Here is a 19,054-nt window from a genome sequence, read left to right as displayed (position 1 = left end):
AACGCCTCCTGCCGATGCTGCCACGATTACTGCGCTTTCGCTCCGTATTTGCGTGCGATCTCTGCGCTCGCCGACTGCAGGCCATCCAGTGGCCGCATCGGCGGCAACTCTGCCCCTAACGCGCGCAATTCTTCCAACACCATCTCCGTCGGCAGATTGCCCACCAGCACATCCTGTGCAAATGGACAGCCTCCAAGGCCACCTATTGCTGCATCGAAGCGGCGGCACCCAGCATTGTAGGCAGCGCGCACCAGTTCACGTGCGCCGTCATAGCGCGCATGCAGGTGAACGCCGATCTCGATCTCATCGTGCACGGCCAGCACGTCACTGACAACATCGGCAACAAGCTTCGGCGTCGCAACGCCAACCGTATCTGCGAGCGAGATCTGTTTCACACCCGAGTCGATCAGCAGGTCGCAGGCATCGACCACTTCATCGATCGACCACGCATCGCCATACGGGTTGCCGAAGGCCATCGAAATATACGCCACCACATCGAGGTTCGCTTTATAGGCCATTTCACCCACGTGCTCCAGCGCCTCCAGTGCTTCTTCAGGAGTCTGACTCTGATTGCGCTGCAGAAAGCCTGGCGAGATGGAATAGGGGAATCCCAGCGTCTGCACGGCTTCGGTCTTGATTGCACGCTCGGCCCCTTTCGCGTTGACCACGATGCCAATGATCTCCGTATCGTCAGGTGGATCGAGGTATTCGAGAACCTTCTCCGAGTCCGCCATCTGCGGCACGGCTCCAGCAGAGACAAAGCTGACTGCATCGATGTGCTTGAAGCCCGCGGCGATCAACACACGAAGATAGTCCGCCTTGATCTCAGCGGGAATATGAACTGGAAGGGCCTGCCATGCGTCTCGCGGACATTCAATGATCTTGATCACTTCTAACTCCAACAACTGTATGCCACACTTATGTCGTATTTACTCGATCTAAGCCTAAATGCTAGTTCAATAGGGAAGCTCTAATAGAGGATTTTAATGCGTTTAATAAACAAGGCCTTTGCATGTGCGACTTTCATTGTTTTAGCTACTCCTGCCTTTTCCTTTAAAAAGAAAGAGGTACCCAAAGCACCATTACCCCCAGTAATACGAAATGCGAGAATTGTGTTTCTCACCAATGCTGGAGGTAGTGGAACGTCTCTCGCATTCGATGAATTTTATGCAGAGATGAAACGTTGGGGAAATTTGCGCTTGCCCCATCCCCTGATCAAGCCGACCTGGTAATTGAGCTTAAATATGTAATCGAAGATAAAGGGCAGCATACCGGCTCAGCATATAACTCGTACACAAAACAGACGACCGTATATAGCTACGACGTTACTGACCCACAACTCATTTTGAGCGTCATGGATGCGCATAGTAAAGAATTGTTGTGGTCAACTACTGACCATCGACGCTTGGCGCGCCTCGAAAAAAATCGGGAAAAGGAAACTATAAAATCTGCGGATCGACTAGTTGACGAACTAAAACAGCGAATCTCTACGCCGGATTGAGCATCACGTCTGCAGGACCCCCGGATTAAATTTTGCAACATCCGGATTCAACGCACATGACTCAAGCGCAGTCATCAGCACCTCGCGTGTCTTGACGGGATCGATGATCGCATCCACCCACATTCTTGCTGCCCCATAGCGCGGATCGGCCTGCGCGTCGTACGTTGCTTTAATTTCTTCGTAGATTGCTTTCTTCTCGTCTTCGGATAGATGTTTGCCGCCGCGCTCCATCTGCTTCACTCGCACCTCAACCAGCGTATTGGCCGCCGAAGCGCCACTCATCACCGCGTAGCGAGCCGTGGGCCACGCGAGGATGAAACGCGGATCGTATGCCTTGCCGCACATTGCATAGTGCCCTGCGCCAAAACTGCCGCCGACGATAACCGTAATCTTCGGCACCACGCTTGTACTTACGGCCGAGACCATCTTCGCTCCGGCGCGGATGATGCCGCTCCACTCTGCGTCCTTGCCCACCATAAAGCCGTTGACGTCGTGCAGGAAGATGAGAGGGATCAGGTTCTGGTTGCAGTCCATGATGAAGCGGGCAGCCTTCTGCGCGCTCTCTGTGTAGATCACGCCGCCGAACTCCGTGCGCTTAGTGCCTGCCTGCGGCCCCATCGCCACCGTCTGCTGCTGATGCATCTTCTGGTTGGCAACAATGCCCACGGCACGGCCGCCGATACGCGCATACCCGCACAGCACCGTGCGGCCAAAGTCGGCCTTGTACTCATCGAACTCCGAGCGGTCGACAAGGCGCGCAATGATATCGTGCATGTCGTAGACGTTGGTCGCTGCCTTTGCAGGATCGGGATCAATCAAGCCGTAGAGATCGTCCGCCGCATATCGCGGTGCGTCCTTCGCCGCATCGTATGGCATGACGCTGAACGGAGCTCCCGGGCGCTCACCGATCTTTGAGACCAGGGAGCGCAACCGCGCGATGCAGAGATGATCATTCGGCTCCTTGAAGTCGACCGTGCCTGAAATCTCTGCATGCATCGTCGCGCCTCCCAACTCTTCGGCGCCGGTCTTCTGGCCGATCGCCGCCTGCACCAGCGACGGCCCAGCGAGAAAGAGGCCAGAGCCCTCGGTCATCAGCACCGTATCGGTCATAACCGGCAGATAGGCCCCACCCGCGACGCACATACCCATGATCGCCGTAATCTGCGGAACGCCGAGCGCGCTCATCACGGCGTTATTGCGAAAGACGCGTCCAAAATCATCCTGGTCCGGAAAAACATCCTCCTGCAGCGGGAGAAAGACGCCGGCGGAGTCAACGAGGTAGAGCGTTGGAATTCGGTTTTCAAGCGCAATCGTCTGCGCGCGCAGCACCTTCTTCGCCGTCATGGGAAAGAACGCGCCCGCCTTCACCGTTGCGTCATTCGCGACGATCATGCAAAGCCGTCCGCTTACACGGCCTAACCCAGTGACAACGCCTGCGCCGGGGGCACCGCCGAATTCCTCATACATACCGTGCGCAGCCCAAAGGCCCAGTTCGGTCAACTGCGTGCCTTCATCCAGCAGCAGCGTCAGCCGCTCACGCACCGTCAGGCGGCCCTTGGCGCGCTGTGCTTCGGCGGCTTTGGCGCCTCCGCCCTGTCGAATCGCGGCCTCCTGCTCGCCGATCCCTCCTAACAGCGCCAGCAGCGCGGCGCGGTTCGTAGTAAACCGTGACGACTTTGTATCCAGCTTCGACTCCAGAACCGCCTCCGACTTCACCACTTCAGCCATTGCACCATCCCATCACCATAAGACTCGTCAGCATAGCATCTTCGGCTTTATGCGCGCTTCAACCCCAGCCAGTGGCGTGTACTCTATTGCTGCAAGATTGCTGCGGCAAAGGAGAATGCATGACGTTCGCACGTTTTTGTACAACTCTTGAACTCGTGATTGCACTGGCCGGACCTATCCGCGCGCAAAGCCGCGCCGACATAGACCAGTCCATCAAGACCAACGTCGGCGATCCAGCTAAATTTCAGCAGATGTTTACCGCGCTCCAACAGGCTGTCGACAAGCACGACACACAAGCCGTCGCCGCGATGGTGAGCTTTCCCATCACCATCAATCCGCATACAAAAACCATGATGCGAATAGCCACACCCAAAGCTTTCGTAGCCAGCTACGACAAGATCGTGACGCCCCACATCGCCGATGTGATTGAGAAGCAGAAGTACGAGAACCTCTTCGTCAACTACCGGGGAGCGATGCTTGGCTCAGGCGAAATCTGGATTGCAGGCATCTGCAAAGATAAGGCGTGCACGCAGAGCGATATCAGAATCAAAACCATCCAGAATACTGCGGGCAAGTAATGCCGTTGTCCTCATAGTCCTTTCATTCGCGGCAGCCAGAAGATCGCCGTCACCGAGGTCAGGATTACTATGCTCGCAAGTGGGTAAAACACATAACGCACCCGCGGCCACAGCAATACCGGCCACTCATTCACAAATTTTCCGAGAAACGTCGCCGAAGATTGCGCGTCGACCGATTCGACTGCTACAGACAACCACCGCCGGGCAAGAATCGTCGCGCGAATATTCATCAGGAGCAGGATCGTTGCGAGAATGCCCACCGTTGGCCTGCCGCCTCCAGGCACTCCAAGTGCCCAGGCCTCAACCGTGGCGACACGATCGAGAAACAGACAGAAAAACGCAAGCCATGCAGCGGGAATGCTATGTACTCTTACGCCGATCGCGGCCAGAAAATACGTCGCACCCACCAGTAGACCAAGCACTACATGCGCTGTGAAGAATGAGCCAACCGTCCAGACCGAAGCCACGACGACGCAGATCCAGAAGCCCTGCTGACCGATCAGGTCAACATCGCGCCGGGTCGCGATTCGGGGCCAGAATAACCGCTTCAACAGCCTGTCTGTAGGCTGCTGCGCAGTGAACCTCTCTACTGTCTGCATAGCAGAATTACATCGCAGCAACTCGCAGAGGTCTAGAGGATGTCTCGAGAATTTCTTTCAATGAACCCCCTCGGATATGCCAGACTTTAGGCAGATGCAACTCGTCCCTACAGACGTACTACTCGTCATCGATATGCAGAACGATTTCTGCCCCGGTGGAGCCCTCGCTGTCGCGGGCGGAGATCAGGTTGTCCCCGTCATCAACCAGCTGGCGCGGCGCTTTGAGCACGTCGTCCTCACGCAGGACTGGCACCCGCACGGCCACATCTCCTTCGCCTCCAGCCATCCTGGCGCTGCTCCCTTCACCACGGTTGATGTCGCGTACGGCAAGCAGACCCTTTGGCCCGATCACTGCGTGCAGGGGACTCCAGGAGCCGAGCTGCACCCCGGACTCAGCATCCCTCATGCCGAGCTCATCCTGCGCAAAGGCTTTCGCCGCGAGATCGACAGCTACTCTGCTTTTCTGGAAGACGACCACAAGACACCGACCGGCCTGGCAGGCTATCTTCGCGAACGTGGACTGAAACGGCTATTCCTCTGCGGACTGGCTTATGACTTCTGTGTGCGGTACTCAGCAGTTGATGGGACGACGGCTGGGTTTGAGTGCGTTGTGATTGAGGACGCAACGCGGGCAGTAGAATTGCCCGGTTCCGTTGAGGAAACAAGCAACGCTCTAGCCAGCAACCATATCAGCCGCATCTCCTCTACTACTGATTTGCTCACTCGCTAAGTTGTCGCCTCACTCCCCGCCAGCCCCAACTCTCCCGCCCGCTCCTGCATCGCCCTCAGACAATTCCCCAGATGCTCCTCCAGCGGGATCCCCAGCAGCTCCGCTCCTCCCGTAATGTCTTCTCGCTTCACTGCACGGGCGAAGGCTTTGTCCTTCATCTTCTTCTTCACGCCTGCCACCTCGACATCGTGGATCGACTTCGTCGGCTTGACCAACGCGCAGGCTGTCAGGAACCCTGCAAGCTCGTCGCAGGCGAAGAGCGCCTTTTCCAGATGCGACTCTCGTGGCACACCCGAGTAGTCAGCATGAGCCAGAATGGCACGCAGCACCGGCTCCGGCCATCCCTGCTCGCGCAGATACTTCACGCCGACAAAGGGGTGCTCCTCGAGCGAAGGGTGCCGCTCATAGTCCATGTCATGTAGTAGCCCAGCACAGGCATACGGCTCGGCAAAGGCATCTGCCTCTGCGCCGCTTATTCCGAGACGCGCTGCCTCACGGCGGCCATAAGACTCTGTACACACCGAAACGGCCAGCCCATGCTTGCGCAACGACTCGCCTTTCGTCCACTCCTCGAGCAACGCCTGCGCCTCTTGCCTGCCAAATCCCATGCGCTCTCCTGCAGCTCACACCACAACTTGCCTTCTCGATCCAAGTTACTACTTTGGTTCCTTTCCGGTTTTTACCGGTTTTTATGCTAATAATCAACGGGTTTCTCTTGACTATCCAGTAACCCGGTGTCAATCTAGGCACATCGCACTGCTCCGTTATCGGACATGCGCTGCGGTTCCTTGCTCTGGGTCCGCCCGCGTTAAGACAACTTATGGCAACTATGATGGCACCCGTCGAGCAGCGCGAGGTATTGCGCTGTGACCACTGCAGCCTGGTGCAGTTTCGTACAGCAAATTCACTGTGCCGCCGCTGCCACAAATCGCTCGAGGTCGAAGAGCCTGAGCCGGTTGCAGCCCCGCTGTCCATCGTTCCACAATCCACGCCAGCAGCAGAAGGCCTTCAGGTCGCTACTGCGGTTCGTGATCTGCGTCATGTTCGTAACCTGTCGCAGCGTCAGCTTGCGGCTCGCATGAACGTGCCGCGTACGTATATCTCGAAGATCGAGAATGGCAAGGCGATGCCGACCCTCTCCTCGCTCGATCGTCTGGCGAAGGCCCTGCAGGTGGACATCTCCACCCTGCTGCGCGATCCCAGCACGCGTCATCGCGACGAGACCGCCGTGCTGATGAACGATCCGTTCCTGGCCGAGATCGCAGCCTACGTCTCGCAGCTCGATTCCCTGCAGCGCTCCATCTTCCTCAATCACGTACGCGAGCTGGCCGCTGGCCGTCGCCGCACGGCCTAGAGCAAGAGAAGCACCGTAGAAACATACCTCCGTGCCGCATCTGACTGTCTTTCCATGGAAGGGTGCGGCACCCTCCGTCCTTTTGTCTGGTATTACGCCTCCAGTTCGTTGCGAAGCCCACTCCGGTGTGCTAGCGTCAACCTTTGAGAGGTAGATTTGCCCCCCACTTCCCCCAGCCGCGTGCACGAGCTCTCTTCTGAAGAGCAGGCCGTCTACCGGCAGCTCGATCCCTCACGTCTCCCGCAGCACATCGCCATCATCATGGATGGCAATGGCCGCTGGGCGGGTAAGCGTGCGCTCAAGCGTTTTCTGGGCCATCAGCAGGGCGCTGAGAGCGTGCAGTATGTCGTCGAAACCGCCTCGCGCATCAATCTTCCCTTCCTCACCCTCTATGCTTTCTCGCTGGAGAACAATCTCAAGCGGCCTAAGTCCGAAGTCACCTTCCTGATGAAGCTGCTGAAGAACTATCTCATCGGCAACGTCAAGCGGATGAACGACAACAACGTCCGCATGAACTATATCGGCCGCACCTACGATCTGCCGCAAGAGGTCCAGGAGACGATGCAGTGGGCCATGGAATCCACAGCGAAGAACAGCGGCACCACCCTCACGCTGGCGCTCAACTATGGCGCGCGCTCAGAGATTGTTGACGCCGTCCGTCGTATCCTGACCGACCTCACCACCGAAGCCCACACACGCGGCTGCTCCGTGGAAGATCTGCTCGGCGCCGGCGCTCTGGATTCGCTCGAGGAGTCCACCATCTCCCGTGCGCTCTACACGGCCGACATGCCCGACCCCGACCTGATCGTCCGTACTTCGGGCGAGCAGCGTATCTCCAATTTCCTGCTCTGGCAGATCGCCTACTCCGAGATCTTCATTACCGATCGTCTCTGGCCCGACTTCCGCGGCGTCCACCTGCTTGAGGCCATCGCCGACTACCAGCGTCGCGACCGGCGTTTCGGGGGACTCAACGACAACTCTGACGAGAAGATTGACTCGCTGCAGCCTGTCTCCGAGCTCGAAAACGAAATTGCCAACGAACTCGCCCCACCCCGCGAGCTGACTCGCCGCTAACTTGCCGGCTGTATCTCCGGCTGCCGTTTTAGCTGCTGGATAAACTCGCTGAGTGCAGGGTGAATGTCCGTGAAGATCGGGTGATTGCGGTACGTCAGCGTAACCCCGCTGAAGAGCTTCAGCCCCACACCAAGCGAGGCCGCGGTTCCGGCATCAAACGGCAGCCGCGATTCCAGCTTCTCCACAATCTCCAGGATGTCATCGTGGTTGACTGCATAAAAGGTGAGGCTCTGGCCACGCACAGCCTCACCTTTCGCATCAGCAAGCTTCTCTACCGTGATCCGGTAGCGATAGCGACTCATCTCACACTCTCTCAATCTGCTTGGCTGCCGCATCGATAATGTCGGTAACCGCGTTGATCTGCTCCGCCGTCAGCGACGACATCTTCATCCGCAGCGCCATACGCAGATTTTCGACGGCACGTTCAATCTGCTGCGGACGCTGCCTGGCATATTCGCTGCGCGTATGGTCCATCCGGGCGAACAGCGCATCGACCATCGCTCTGTTCGCGGCCAGCGCCTTGGCTCCCTCCTCGGTAATCGAGTAGAGCTTCCGTGCGCCCTCCTGAGCGACGCTTGCCCAGCCCATCTCTTCGAGCATCGTCAACATCGGATAGACGATCCCCGGGCTTGGAGCGTAGGTGCCACCCAGCTTGTCCTGGATCGACTTGATGATCTCGTAGCCGTAACTGGGCTTCTCGGAGATCAGCTGCAGGATCACATAACGCAGGTCCTGCCCGCCGAACATCCGGCCTCCCCAGGGGCCACCAAAACCGCGACCGCGGCCGTGACGTCCACGGCCAAACTCGCCAAAACCGGCGCCGAAACGTTCGCGCGCTTCGTGCATCCTCTCAAAAAATTGCTGCTTGGCCTCATGGGGATCGCATCCACCACGAAAGCCTTTGAAATTTGTATGAAACATAAGATGTACCTCCATCTAATCCAGAACATATCAAGATATATCTTTATATGTCAAGATAATTCTAAAGTGTTTTGTTTTCAATGATGGATATACTTGTCAGGATCGCCAATGAAACGAATCCTTACCGCGACCGTTCTCATCCTCGCCGTCTTCGCCCTTCTCTTCTTCGGCCAGCTCTGGATGATCACCCTGGCCGCCGCCATCGTCGCAGAACTGGCCGCCTACGAATACCTCAAGCTGGCCTCTGTCGGTGCCGAAGCTCATGGCGCGCATCTCCGCATTCCCGTCTGGTGGATGGCGATCGCCACGGCCATGGCCTTCGTCGTCACCCTGCCTAACTTCCCCGTCGAAGCCCAGCTCCCCGTCCTTAGCGCCCTTGCGCTGCTGCTCTTTGCCTGGAACGGCTTCCGGGCACCCCTCGTTCAGGTCCTGCCGGATACGGCGCAGGGCCTCTTCGGACTTATCTGGATCGCCTATCCGCTCACGCTCGTCCCTCTACTCTGGAAGCAGGAGGACGGCCCTGCGCTTGTCGTCTTCCTGATGGTTTGCGTCTGGGCTGGGGACATCGCCGCACTTTACGTCGGCAAGGCCTTTGGCAAGCACAAGCTGGCCCCGCGACTCAGCCCCGGCAAAACCTGGGAGGGCTCCATCGCTTCCATCGCCGGTAGCCTGGCCGCCGCAGGACTCGTCATCTGGATCGGCGATTTCCTCACCGCGCGGGGCAACCTCATCCTCCACATCACGGAACCCATCTGGCAGACGCTGTTGCTTGCCGCCGTGCTCAATGTTGCGGCGCAGGTCGGCGATCTGCTTGAATCCGCCGTCAAGCGCGGTGCAGGCGTCAAGGACTCCGGCACCATGCTGCCCGGCCACGGAGGCATCCTCGATCGCATAGACGCACTGCTGGTCGCCGCCCCCGTGCTCTGGCTCGCCCTGCTGCTCAAAGACCGCTTCAACCTGGGACGGTTCTAAGCCTTCTGCCAGCCCCGATCTGAGAAAATAGACCACGTGAAAAAGCTCGCCATCCTCGGCTCGACCGGCTCCATCGGTACCTCCACGCTCTCCATCTGCGAATCCTTCCCTGACCGCTACCAGCCCATCGCTCTTGCCGCTGGGCAAAACCTCGATGTGGCCTTCGCGCAATGCGAGCGTTGGCGTCCGCAGGTGATCTCCATCGCTACCGAAGAGCTTGCCGGACAACTGCAGCAGCGTCTGAAGAGCGCGGGCATCACTGGTATTGAGGTCGTCCACGGCACCGCTGGAACGGTTCACATCGCCACGTTGCCTGCAGTCGATTTTGTCGTCTCGGCCATCGTCGGTGTCGCCGGTCTTGAAGCTACCTATGCCGCCGTCAAGGCAGGTAAGACCATCGGCCTCGCCAACAAGGAGTGCCTCGTCGCTGCGGGCGAGCTCATCATGGCAGCAGCCAAAGAGCACAACGTTGCCCTGCTGCCCATCGACTCCGAACACAACGCCGTCCACCAATGCATGAGCGGCGGTACTCCGCGTGAGGTTCAGCAGGTGTGGCTTACCGCCTCCGGAGGCCCCTTCCGCAATACCCCGCTAGCTGACTTTGAGCACATTACCCCGGCCCAGGCACTCAAGCACCCTACCTGGGTCATGGGCCAGCGCATCACCATCGACTCGGCGACGATGATGAATAAAGGCTTTGAGGTCATCGAAGCCTGCCGACTCTTCTCCCTGCCCCCTGCGCAGGTTCGCGTCACCATCCATCCGCAGTCAACTGTCCACTCGATGGTTGAGTTCATCGACGGCAGCATCCTTGCGCAGATCTCCGTCACCGATATGCGGCTGCCTATCCTCTATGCTCTGGCTTACCCCGAACGCGTCGACGCCACCCCTGCACCAGGGCTCAAATTCGACCTGGCTAAGTTGAGCCAGTTGGACTTTTCCGCACCCGACCTCAATCGCTTCCCCTGTCTCCGCCTCGCCTACGAAGCTGCCGAAACCGGCGGCAATGCCTGCATCGCCCTCAACGCCGCCGACGAAATCGCCGTCGCTGCCTTCCTCGAAGGACGTATCCCCTTCCTTGGCATTCCGCGTACAATAGAGCAGGTGCTGCTGCAAACGCCGGGGGGGCATCCTGCGTCTATCTCTCATGTGCTCGAAGCCGATCTTCAGGCCCGGGTCACGGCGCGGGAAGTGATCGCCAACCAGCTTGCCGGTGTACGATAAAGCGCAAAGCGTCCCGAACGAGGTCCCCTACTCTCTCTTATGTCGACAATTATTCAGCTAGGCATCGTGCTCGGCATCATGGTTCTTGTGCATGAGTTTGGCCACTTTGCCGTGGCCAAACTCTGCGGTATCCGCGTCGAGACCTTCTCCATCGGCTTCGGCAAACGCCTCTTCGGCTTCCGCCGCGGCGATACCGACTACCGTGTCTCGCTGCTTCCCCTCGGCGGGTACGTCAAGATGGCGGGCGACAACCCCGGCGAAGCACCGACCGATCCTGGCGACTTTAACGCGCATCCGCGCTGGCAGCGCATCCTCGTCGCACTTGCAGGCCCCTTTGCCAACTTCATCCTGGCGCTGGCGCTGATGACCGGTGTCTACATGCTGCACAACGAGGTGCAGGAGTATCTCTCAGCCCCGGCCCAGGCGGACTACATTTCGCCCAACACTCCGGCTGAACATACCGGCATCCGTTCCGGCGATCTCATCGTTCACTACGACACCGTCGAAAACCCCACCTGGGACCAGGTCGCGATTCGTTCGCTGCTGAACCTCAACCAGACCATCGCCTTCTCCTACATGCACGACGGACAGCGCGTTGATACCAAGCTTTTCGTCGAAGCCAAGGGCGGCGCCGAGAACTTCTCACTCGACCGCATCGGACTCATCCCCAAAATGCAGGATGCCCCGGTCCAGATCGATACTCTCGAGCCCAACATGCCTGCCATGCGCGCAGGGCTACAGCCCCACGACCAGATCGTCACCATCGACGGGTTCCACTTTCATTCGGTTCTTGCTCTGCTCTCTTACCTGCAGGATCAGGCCGGTAAGCCCGCCTCGCTGGTTGTGCTTCGCGACGGCCGCAATATTCCTGTACAGCTGACTCCCGAGCTTGCTGAAGTTGGCGACGGCACCAAGGACTATCGCATCGGATTCCGTCCCGTAGCTCCTCCCGTCAAAGTCGAGCGGCTGCCCTTCGATAAGGCCGTCGTCGCCTCGTGGGACTACAACAAGAAGAACTCGCTGCTGATTGTTGAGGTCGTCAAGCGCATGTTCACCCGTCAGGTTTCGGTGCGCTCGCTTTCAGGCCCCATCGGCATCGGCCAGCAGATTCACCAGGCCGCTTCGATGCCTGGCTGGATGCCCCTGGTTGGGTTGATGTCCTACATCTCCATCAATCTCGGCATCTTCAACCTGCTGCCGATCCCGATCCTCGACGGAGGCATGATCCTCTTCCTCCTCGTCGAATCGCTCCTGCGCCGCGACCTCAACCAGCAGCTCAAGGAGCGCGTCTATCAAGTCGCCTTCGTCTGCATCCTGGTCTTTGCCGCGCTGGTCATCTTCAATGACATCAGCAAGCTGAATCTGTTTACACGGCTCAAGCCATAGCTCAGCAAAGCACACATCAACTCAAAGCGGTCAGCGGAGATCCTCCACTGACCGCTTCTTATTTCTACGCACTAATCGTCGCCGCCACTCACACGGCCCTTACTTCCGGGGACGCTAGCTCTTTGGTCCAACTCAGAACGCCCCCACCTTGTCTTGCCCATCGTCACAACTACGACGAAGATCAGCAAAAGAACGACAACACCGCCCCAGATCACAGGATTCATCGCACCCTCCCTATCGTTCAGAGGTCTACGAACCGCGCTGCGGTTGCCCGCTGACTGGAAGTACGGTGAAATCAGTCCGTAACTTCCCTGCCCCTTAGCTCCGCCACAATCTCAGCAGCCGCTTTGCGAGCTTCATCTTCACAGTCCGGCGGAAAGCTTACCGCTCCCACGCGCGCATGTCCACCGCCACCGTAGCGCTCACAGATATCCGCTATATTCGCCAGCTTCTCCGCAGGCAGAGTCGTCCATGGATTTGTTCCTACAGCCACCTTCGTGCGGAAGCTCGATTTGCTCAACCCCACGTTGTATGTCCCCTCCGGGAACAGGTAGTAAGGGATGAACTTGTTATAGCCCTCCGTCGGATGATCGGTGATGTCGAACGTAATCACTCCACGCTCCATCGTCGCCCGCGAGCGAATCAGCTCCAGCCCGGCCCAGTGCCGCTCCATCAGCGGCCCAAGCAACGCCTGCACAAACGGCTGATCCAGCACCTGCTGCAGCGGCATCTCCGTCAGCAGAGGAATCAGCCGTTTCACCAGCGTCTCATCCTGCGTGCTCTCGATCACCATCGTCAGCTTCATTGCTGGAGCGGCCATCTCCACCGCAGCCTTTGCACTCTCGTACTTCGCACCGTCAACGATATCGGCCCAATAACGCAGCTCTTCCAGCCCCTTCGTGCTGAAGCCGAACTTGTTCGCTGCCACGTCGAGAATCAACCCCGTGCACGACGTATAGTTCGGGTCATAAAACTTCCGCATCGTCGCCGAGCCATCCGCCTGACCGCGCTCATAGTCTGCCTGATCCTCGGGGGTCAGAAATGCACTCAGGTGATGATCGAACCACCAAGTCACCTTCTTCGACGTCGAGTACTTAAAGTCGACGATCGCGTTTTCGCCGTCGCTAAACTCTCGCTCATCAAACAACGCGCCAGCCCTGTGTACCAGTCCCTGGTACGAATACGCCGACACCGACTTCACGCACTCCCGATGAAACCGCGTAAACACCGAGGCCGAACACGCCCCATCGAAGCACTTATCGTGATAAAAAACCTTACACTCCAAACCGAAAACCCCTTCGACGAGCGTTCTGGCTGCCGCGCTCGAAGCCTTTAGCATATCCGCACCACTCCTTTGCGCCAAGCAGGAACGAACTCCGCATCAACTCGTATATCCTCACAGGAACATTTCTAACGAGGCCCGCGTTGCAAGATAACCTTCACCCCGATCCAGCTCTTTCCATACCGCGCAGCACTGCCTCCACTATCCTCTTCGGCTCCAATGGCCTGCGCGCAGGTTGGGGCCTGCTCGTCGCTACGGCTATTTTTTTCCTGATCTTCTATGGCACGAATGCCATGCTGCACGCGACGCATCTGATTCCGCCACACGCGATGGAACACACACCGGGGCCGCTTCCTATTTTTCTTTCTGAAGGAAACGCATTCCTCGTCATCGCACTCGTCACCTGGATCATGTCGAAGATCGAGCGCCGCCCCATCGCTGTCTATGGCCTCGGCGGCTCACGAAAACTCTCCAACGCGCTCACCGGAGCCGTCATCGGGCTTATCGCCATCTCTCTGCTCGTCCTCCTGCTCGACAAAGCCGGCTTCCTCATCATCGATCAGCGTCTTCTGGCCGGCTCTGATATTCCCCGTTATGCGCTTCTCTGGATTCCCGGCTTTCTCGCTATCGGCCTCTTCGAGGAGTACTTCTTCCGCGGCTACATGCAATACACCATCACCCGCGGATTCGCCGGCATCGCCACTCGCATCGCACCGCGGCTCGACCCTCGCACCGTTGGCTTCTGGAGCGCCGCCATCCTCGTCTCCTTTGGCTTCGGCGCGATACACGGCTCCAACCCCGGGGAAAGCCCACTCGGTCTCTTCACGGCAGGATTCGCCTCGCTCGTCTTCTGCTTCAGCCTCTGGCGCACCGGCTCACTCTGGTGGGCGGTCGGGCTGCACACCGCATGGGACTACGGCCAGTCCTTTATTTACGGAGTCGCCGATAGCGGTGCTCTCTTCGGTCACCGCCTTCTCGCAACCCACCCCGCAGGCTCACCGCTGCTCAGCGGAGGAACCACTGGCCCTGAAGGCAGCATCTTCTGCCTCGTCATCCTCGTCGCGCTGGCGGCCACCATCCATTACACACAGCCCGCAGGTCCACAAAGCTATGCCACAAGAATTCCTCTGCCGCCACGCGAACCTGCGCACGATTCCGGCATCACCGCAGCCTAGTGGACCAGGTGCTTCGTCTCCTCCAGATCGAGCACGCGTTCCATCCTGCGCAGCACATCGTCTGAGATCGCACCTTCATCGCGAAGCCGTATGATCGTCCTTCGCTCAGCTTCCAGTGCACCACGTCCGGCACGTAGCAGCTCCTGATACACCTGCGCCTTCGACGCGCCCTGCTCCGATCCGTCTTCCGTAATCTCGGCCAGCCTGTGCTCATAACGATCGATCAGGTCGTCGTATGCGTGCGCGTACGTCTCGCCTTTCTCACGGCGCTCTTCTTCCAGATACGTCAGTGCTTCCCGCAGCGCCAACCTTCGCGCCTCGCGCTCTTCAGGCTCCATCCCCTGATTGCTTCCCGCCAACCCCAGTGCGCGAATCACCGTAGGCAGAGTCAGTCCCTGCAGCACCAGCGTCACCAGAATCACGCAAAACGTCAGAAAGATAATCAGGTTTCGCGCACCAAACTCGACGCCATTAATCATCTCGGGCACAGAGACAGCCGCTGCCAGCGCAATGACGCCGCGCATCCCCGTCCAGCCAATCACAAACGTCTCACGCTTACTGATACGTTCGTGATCGCCCTTCAGACGGCGTGCAAAATTCGTCAGCCGGACCGCCGGAGCCACCCAGATCATACGCAGCGCAATCAGCGTCACGCTGAAGATCGCACCGTACTCCAGCAACGTCGTAATGTGATAGTCGCCGTGGATGCCCGCCAGCACATTCGGCATCTGCAGGCCAATCAACAGGAAGACAATCCCGTTCAATACAAACGTCATCGCTTCCCACGCCGACCATATCTGTATGCGCACGCCGGGCGAGAAGAACCGAGCACTCTCGCGACTCAGATACAGACCGCATGCCACCACGGCAAGCACGCCAGACGCCTTCGCCTCTTCAGCTGCCAGATATGCTGCATACGGAACGATCAGGCTCAGCACCAGCTCCACAGGCCCATTGTCGACGAAGCGCTCGAACCAGCCCACCAGCACGCCCATCAGCAGACCAATCCCCAGACCACCAACAATCAGATACGCCAGACGCGCCAGCCCCGCACCCACTGTCGGCAGATCGCCACGCTCCAGCAGGCGCAGCCCGAACTCAAGCGCCAACAGGCCTGTCGCATCGTTCAGCAGGCTCTCTCCTTCAAGGATGTCGACAATCCTCCGTGGCAGCCCCAGCGACTTCGCCACCGACGTTGCCGCAATCGCATCCGTCGTAGCTAGCACAGCTCCCAGCAGAAATCCTGCCTTCCAATCGAGTGCCGTAATAAACCGGTCAGAAAACTCCGCCACGCCCCACACCGTGAAGCCCACCAGGCCCACAGCCAGCAGCGAAATAATCAGCAGGTTGCGCCTGAAGTCCCTCCACGAGACCGACCACGCCGCCGAGTACAGCAATGGAGGCAGAAAGATGACAAAGACAAGATTCGGATCAAGCGGGATCTTCGGCATGTGCGGCACAAAGCTGAGCACCAGCCCAGCCAGCACCAGCACAATTGGATACGGCACCTTCAATCGGTGAGCCATCACGGCAAATGCCGCGACCATCACCAGCAGCAGAAGCACCATCCTCTCCATTGCATGGAGATTTGCGACCGACTCCAAATTGCCCTCCGATCCTTCTGCCTTCAGTAAACCAAAACTCCTGCGCTCCGTGCCACCGTCATACAGCGCTCATCATTCTTCGTCCGTCAAACATTTAGACTTTGTTTAACGCGATGAGCCTCCAACAGCCAACTCCAGAACCGACTCTCGTCACGCGCCGCCCACGCGATCTAAAGAATCGTCCACGCCAGTCAGGACGTTTCCTGAAAGCGGCAACCATCGCCATCTGCATCCTCATCATCCTGCTTCTCACCGCTTTTGTCGCGGCACGTCGCTGGACGCAGCACACCCTCACCGCAGCGCTTCCGCAGATCGATGGTTCGCTGCCCATCGCAGGGCTCTCCGCTCCCGTCACTGTCCAGCGTGACCTGCATGGTATCCCGCACATCCGCGCAGCTTCGCTCGACGATCTCGTCTTCGCACAGGGCTTCATCACCGCAGGCGATCGACTCTTCCAGATGGATCTTCTCCGTCGTCATGCCGCCGGAGAGCTAGCCGAGATCATTGGCCCATCGCTCCTCCAGCACGACCGAATCCAGCGCACATTGCAGCTGCGCGCCACCGCCGACCGCGCCGTCAGCACGCTGCCCGTAGAGCAGCTTCATTACCTTGAGGCATACGCCCGCGGCGTCAACGCCTCCATGGAACAGCAGCGCTCGCACCTTCCGCTTGAATTCCGCATTCTTCGTTACGAGCCTCGCCCCTGGACACCGCGCGATTCCATCCTGGTCGGCCTTGTCATGTTTCAGGACCTCACCAACACCTTCCCCACCAAGCTCAACCGCGAAGCCATCACGGCCAAACTCCCACCCGAGCTTCTCGCCGACCTCTACCCCGTCGGCTCCTGGCGCGATCACCCGCCCGCACAACCACTCGTCGATCTCACTGCACCGCAGGAGCTCCCCGACATTCCGCTCGACGAGTCACAGTCAAAACTCAACCAACCCGAGCCCTTCGATAAATCCACGACAGCGAAATCCACGGCATCCACCGCCGATCTCCTCGCACTCACTCAGGCACTCGTACCCGTCTGCGATTCCTGCCGCGCAGGCTCCAACAACTGGGTTGTCGCCGGAACCCGCACCGTCTCAGGTCGCCCGCTGCTCTCCAACGATATGCACCTGAGCTTCAGTGTGCCCGGCATCTGGTATCAGGCCGACCTCGCAGCACCCGCACCGTTCGGACCATTTCACGTCGCCGGCGTCTCGCTTCCCGGTGTCCCCTTCATCATCGTCGGCCACAACGAACACATCGCCTGGGGCTTCACCAATCTTGGAGCCGACGTTCAGGACGTCTACATCGAACATATCCGCGGCTCCGGCGACTCCGCCGAGTTCCAGACACCCGACCAGTCCTGGCACCGCGTTCTCCATCAAACAGAAGTTATCCACGTCCACGGCAAGCCCGACGTCACGCTCGACGTCGCCTCCACGCAACACGGCGACATGCTGACGCCCATCATCTCACCGCTGCTTCCTTCTGAAAAACGCGACCTCGCCCTGCGCTGGACCATCTACGATCCGTCCACACTCTCCGCGCCGCTCCTTTACGTCGATGCAGCGACAGACTGGACCAGCTTCCTCAACGCACTCTCCAGCTTCGGCGGCCCCGCACAAAATGTCGTCTACGCCGACGATCAGGGGCACATCGGCTACCACGCCTTCGGCCAGATACCTGTACGCGGCAATCCACGCCAGCCCGCCCCCATCCCAGCGATCCTTCAGCCTGAGGCGCCCGCAAAGAGCGCAGCAACAGCGCAGCTACCGGCTACACCACCCACGGCCGCGCCTCCCGCTCCTTTGCAGGCAAGCCCCATCAGCCCTGTCCCCGTCGATGCCGTCGCCGGAACCTACGATTGGACCGGCTACATTCCCTTCAATCAGCTCCCGCAGGCCTACGATCCCGCAGGCGGCGTTCTGGCTACCGCTAACGCGCGCGTTACGCCCGACAACTACCCCTACTCCATCACGCTCGACTGGGCTGCGCCCTATCGCAACGAACGCATCTGGAAGGTGCTCACCTCACGCGATCACCTCGCGCCCTCCGATATGCTCAAGCTGCAGACCGACGTCTACTCCGACCTCGACCACGTCATCGCGCAGCGGCTCGCCTATGCCATCGACCACTCCTCCACACAGGACAAGCGTCTCCATCAAGCCGCAGATATTCTTCGCAACTGGAACGGCTCCGTCGATGCCGACGCCGCCGCGCCCACCATCGTCGATGCCGCACGCGCCGCACTGTGGAAGCTGATTCTCGATCCGCGCCTCGGGCCAACGTCGGCCTCAACCGCCATCACGCAGAACAGCGATCGTCCCGTCGTGCCCGACCTCTACACCTGGGGTGAGAAGTCCTACGCCGCCGAGCAGATCATCATGCACACACCCGCACGCTGGCTTCCCTCCGGCTACACCAGCTGGGACGAGTTGCTTACCGCAATCGTCGATCGTGGCCTGCGCGACGAGCATGCGCCCTCCGATCTCACCCGTTGGCGCTTTGGCACGGAACATCCGGTTGAGATTGAGCACCCCATCTACAGCAAGATTCCGTTGCTCCGCTGTATCATCGGCCTGCCTACAGGAACCGGCATCCGCCCGCAAAGCGGTGACGGCACCACCATCAAACAGGTAGGCCGTACCTTCGGGCCCTCCGAGCGATTCACCGCCAACCTTGCCGACCTCGATAACTCCACGCTGAACCTTGTCCTTGGCGAATCCGGTAATCCAGCCAGCCCATGGTTCCTCGATCAGTGGCCGGCATGGTACAGCGGCACGACCTTCTCCATGCCGTTCTCCACCGCAGCCACAAACACAACGGCAAAGCACACCCTGACGCTCACGCCACAGTGAGGTTGACGGGTGTCCATTTCGAGCGAAGCGCATAGACGAGAAGCACCGCATTTTTCTCCGTGCGCCACGGATTCATC

Annotated in this window: 19 protein-coding genes; 10 read left to right on the top strand and 9 right to left on the bottom strand. The window is 59.1% G+C overall.

Annotation, left to right across the window (positions count from 1 at the left end; all coding sequences use genetic code 11):
- Positions 1-26: 26 nt before the first annotated feature.
- Positions 27-890 carry a beta/alpha barrel domain-containing protein gene (locus KFE13_RS16120; RefSeq protein WP_260704398.1) on the bottom strand — a complete coding sequence of 288 codons (864 nt, stop codon included), beginning with the start codon at positions 888-890 and terminating at the stop codon, positions 27-29.
- 293 nt (positions 891-1,183) lie between these two features.
- Between KFE13_RS16120 and KFE13_RS18720 the strand changes: the two genes are divergently transcribed.
- Positions 1,184-1,501: a DUF4136 domain-containing protein gene (locus KFE13_RS18720; protein ID WP_390891587.1), complete on the top strand. Its 318-nt coding sequence runs from the start codon at positions 1,184-1,186 to the stop codon at positions 1,499-1,501.
- Positions 1,502-1,504: 3 nt separating this feature from the next.
- Here KFE13_RS18720 and KFE13_RS16115 read toward each other — a convergent pair whose 3' ends face one another.
- Positions 1,505-3,229 (bottom strand): acyl-CoA carboxylase subunit beta, encoded by a 1,725-nt coding sequence (locus KFE13_RS16115; protein ID WP_260704396.1) that lies wholly within the window; start codon positions 3,227-3,229, stop codon positions 1,505-1,507.
- A gap of 119 nt (positions 3,230-3,348) precedes the next feature.
- Here KFE13_RS16115 and KFE13_RS16110 point away from each other — a divergent pair, with 119 nt between their 5' ends.
- Positions 3,349-3,807, top strand: coding sequence for a hypothetical protein (locus KFE13_RS16110; protein WP_260704394.1), 459 nt, complete (start codon positions 3,349-3,351; stop codon positions 3,805-3,807).
- 11 nt (positions 3,808-3,818) lie between these two features.
- On the opposite strand, the gene KFE13_RS16105 is transcribed toward KFE13_RS16110, so the two are convergent.
- Entirely contained in the window at positions 3,819-4,406 is a 588-nt protein-coding gene (locus tag KFE13_RS16105) for a hypothetical protein (protein ID WP_260704390.1), read from the bottom strand.
- Between the two features lie 76 nt (positions 4,407-4,482).
- Between KFE13_RS16105 and pncA the strand changes: the two genes are divergently transcribed.
- Complete coding sequence (gene pncA / locus KFE13_RS16100; protein ID WP_260704385.1) at positions 4,483-5,136, top strand: bifunctional nicotinamidase/pyrazinamidase; 654 nt, start codon at positions 4,483-4,485, stop codon at positions 5,134-5,136.
- Here pncA and KFE13_RS16095 read toward each other — a convergent pair.
- Entirely contained in the window at positions 5,133-5,744 is a 612-nt protein-coding gene (locus KFE13_RS16095; protein WP_260704381.1) for an HD domain-containing protein, read from the bottom strand. The genes pncA and KFE13_RS16095 overlap by 4 nt on opposite strands.
- A 212-nt stretch (positions 5,745-5,956) precedes the next feature.
- Between KFE13_RS16095 and KFE13_RS16090 the strand changes: the two genes are divergently transcribed.
- Together KFE13_RS16090 and KFE13_RS16085 are read left to right on the top strand one after the other, a co-directional pair.
- Positions 5,957-6,490 (top strand): helix-turn-helix domain-containing protein, encoded by a 534-nt coding sequence (locus KFE13_RS16090; RefSeq protein WP_260704379.1) that lies wholly within the window; start codon positions 5,957-5,959, stop codon positions 6,488-6,490.
- Between the two features lie 156 nt (positions 6,491-6,646).
- A complete protein-coding gene (locus KFE13_RS16085) occupies positions 6,647-7,564 on the top strand; it encodes an isoprenyl transferase (RefSeq protein WP_260704377.1) in 918 nt (305 codons plus the stop codon).
- Here KFE13_RS16085 and KFE13_RS16080 read toward each other — a convergent pair.
- Together KFE13_RS16080 and KFE13_RS16075 are read right to left on the bottom strand one after the other, a co-directional pair.
- Entirely contained in the window at positions 7,561-7,866 is a 306-nt protein-coding gene (locus tag KFE13_RS16080; RefSeq protein ID WP_260704375.1) for a DUF3861 domain-containing protein, read from the bottom strand. The genes KFE13_RS16085 and KFE13_RS16080 overlap by 4 nt on opposite strands.
- 1 nt (position 7,867) lies before the next feature.
- The gene (locus KFE13_RS16075) at positions 7,868-8,485 is read right to left on the bottom strand and encodes a PadR family transcriptional regulator (RefSeq protein WP_260704372.1); all 618 of its coding nucleotides are present in this window, start codon (positions 8,483-8,485) and stop codon (positions 7,868-7,870) included.
- Between the two features lie 108 nt (positions 8,486-8,593).
- On the opposite strand from KFE13_RS16075, the gene KFE13_RS16070 reads away from it, so the two are divergent.
- Genes KFE13_RS16070 through rseP form a run of 3 tightly spaced genes read left to right on the top strand, consistent with a single transcriptional unit; the run spans position 8,594 to position 12,067 of the window.
- Positions 8,594-9,457 (top strand): phosphatidate cytidylyltransferase, encoded by an 864-nt coding sequence (locus tag KFE13_RS16070; protein WP_260704369.1) that lies wholly within the window; start codon positions 8,594-8,596, stop codon positions 9,455-9,457.
- Between the two features lie 36 nt (positions 9,458-9,493).
- Positions 9,494-10,681, top strand: coding sequence for a 1-deoxy-D-xylulose-5-phosphate reductoisomerase (locus tag KFE13_RS16065; RefSeq protein WP_260704367.1), 1,188 nt, complete (start codon positions 9,494-9,496; stop codon positions 10,679-10,681).
- Between the two features lie 39 nt (positions 10,682-10,720).
- Positions 10,721-12,067, top strand: coding sequence for an RIP metalloprotease RseP (gene rseP, locus KFE13_RS16060; RefSeq protein ID WP_260704365.1), 1,347 nt, complete (start codon positions 10,721-10,723; stop codon positions 12,065-12,067).
- 71 nt (positions 12,068-12,138) lie between these two features.
- On the opposite strand, the gene KFE13_RS16055 is transcribed toward rseP, so the two are convergent.
- On the bottom strand, positions 12,139-12,291 hold the full coding sequence (locus tag KFE13_RS16055; RefSeq protein ID WP_260704354.1) for a hypothetical protein: 153 nt from the start codon (positions 12,289-12,291) through the stop codon (positions 12,139-12,141).
- A 71-nt stretch (positions 12,292-12,362) separates the two neighbouring features.
- Positions 12,363-13,352 (bottom strand): DHH family phosphoesterase, encoded by a 990-nt coding sequence (locus tag KFE13_RS16050; RefSeq protein WP_260706984.1) that lies wholly within the window; start codon positions 13,350-13,352, stop codon positions 12,363-12,365.
- A gap of 140 nt (positions 13,353-13,492) precedes the next feature.
- On the opposite strand from KFE13_RS16050, the gene KFE13_RS16045 reads away from it, so the two are divergent.
- A complete protein-coding gene (locus KFE13_RS16045; protein WP_260704350.1) occupies positions 13,493-14,524 on the top strand; it encodes a CPBP family intramembrane glutamic endopeptidase in 1,032 nt (343 codons plus the stop codon).
- Here the strand turns inward: KFE13_RS16045 and KFE13_RS16040 are convergent.
- Positions 14,521-16,128 carry a Na+/H+ antiporter gene (locus KFE13_RS16040; RefSeq protein ID WP_260704348.1) on the bottom strand — a complete coding sequence of 536 codons (1,608 nt, stop codon included), beginning with the start codon at positions 16,126-16,128 and terminating at the stop codon, positions 14,521-14,523. The genes KFE13_RS16045 and KFE13_RS16040 overlap by 4 nt on opposite strands.
- A gap of 113 nt (positions 16,129-16,241) precedes the next feature.
- Between KFE13_RS16040 and KFE13_RS16035 the strand changes: the two genes are divergently transcribed.
- Positions 16,242-18,977 carry a penicillin acylase family protein gene (locus tag KFE13_RS16035; RefSeq protein ID WP_260704346.1) on the top strand — a complete coding sequence of 912 codons (2,736 nt, stop codon included), beginning with the start codon at positions 16,242-16,244 and terminating at the stop codon, positions 18,975-18,977.
- Positions 18,978-19,054: the final 77 nt, after the last annotated feature.

This window comes from Edaphobacter flagellatus, from assembly GCF_025264665.1.
Classification (GTDB): Bacteria; Acidobacteriota; Terriglobia; order Terriglobales; family Acidobacteriaceae; genus Edaphobacter; species Edaphobacter flagellatus.
The sequence above is the reverse complement of the archived record's forward strand: the minus strand, read 5'-3'. Positions and strand labels throughout refer to the sequence as shown.